Consider the following 1,293-nt stretch of genomic DNA (forward strand, 5'->3'; position numbering starts at 1 on the left):
TAACAGTAAAATTTGATGTTCTAAGAACGGCCATACCTGGCATAAACTGCCCAGTTAAGCTTACAAGTAATAGAGGAATCCCTAAACTAATAAGTGAATGTAACCTAAACTCAGGCATGATTAATATTGGTTTTACTAAAGATAAATGAAACCCAGTAAAATTAGTCATTCCCATAATAACTGAGCTAAATAACCCAAAAATAAGAACAGCTGCTATGGAATAGCGTGCATTTATCCGTTTTGAAACCAGGTAAGTAACTAGCATAATAATCACTAGATAAAAATTACTCTGAAGTGATTTAAATATTCCTAATCCAAAGTTAAGTAAAATCCCTGCAAGTAGTGCAGATGCTAAACCTTTTGGAATTATATCAATAACTTTGTCAAAAAAACCTGATATTCCAATGATTAAAGTACATATACCAACACAGATATATACACCAATAGCTTCGTTTAGACTCATTGAAGGTAAAGAGGTAACAAGTAATGCAGCTCCTGGTGTTGACCAAGCTGTAATAATAGGGACTTTATATCTAAAGCTGAGAATAATACCTAATAATCCACTCCCTATTGAAACTGCCCATACCCAAGATGACATTACATTGACTGGAAGGTGAGAAACTTGGCCAGCTTGAAAAATAATAACTAAAGGCCCAGCATATGAAATTACAACAGCGAGTAGTCCAGATATTAGAGCCGAATATGAGAAATCCTCTTTTATTCTTTTTAAATTAACCATAACAATAATGCTCTTTATACTTTCAAATTGGTTTAAACATTAAAAATAATTCTTTTAAAAATAAAATAGTACAATCAGAAGATACGGAATAAATAGAACTGTTATGGACTAAAAAAATAGACTGTTATGCTGATAAAAATTTGTCTTGTATCAACTCGTATTAAAATAATTCTCTTGCATATTGTATTCGAACGAATACAATAAAGGTAAGATAACAAGGAATACTCATGATTGAAATTAAACGTCTACCTGAATTTGATGAATGGTTAGATAGTATTAAAGACAATATGACCAGAATCCGTTTAAATCGTCGCTTAGATAAAGTTCAACGTGGAAATTTTGGTGATACTAAACATCTGCAAGAGGGTGTTTGGGAAATGAGAGAGTTCTTCGGTCCAGGGTGGCGTATGTATTACATTAAGCATAACGATGTCATTATTGTCATGCTTGGTGGTGGAGAAAAATCTACTCAACAGCAAGATATTGATCGTGCAGTCAAACTATCAAAAACATTGGAGGATTAAAATGGTTAAAGTTGCTGATTTACCAAGTTT

2 protein-coding genes are annotated in these 1,293 nt (G+C 32.5%); one reads left to right on the top strand and one right to left on the bottom strand.

Translation table 11 applies throughout. The features are described 5' to 3' along the window. Positions 1 to 739, bottom strand: a 739-nt coding sequence (locus AC1MPL_RS00205; RefSeq protein ID WP_479763293.1) for a benzoate/H(+) symporter BenE family transporter, incomplete at its 3' end; no start/stop codon positions are given. Between the two features lie 227 nt (positions 740 to 966). Between AC1MPL_RS00205 and AC1MPL_RS00210 the strand changes: the two genes are divergently transcribed. Further along, complete coding sequence (locus AC1MPL_RS00210; protein WP_479763295.1) at positions 967 to 1,263, top strand: type II toxin-antitoxin system RelE/ParE family toxin; 297 nt, start codon at positions 967 to 969, stop codon at positions 1,261 to 1,263. Positions 1,264 to 1,293 lie beyond the last annotated feature (30 nt).

The sequence above is a fragment of the Acinetobacter sp. N1-1 genome (assembly GCF_056711485.1).

What these genes read in the sequence shown, in the direction of transcription:
- AC1MPL_RS00210 (WP_479763295.1), top strand. Translation starts at nt 967, where the DNA reads ATGATTGAAATTAAACGTCTACCTGAATTTGATGAATGGTTAGATAGT.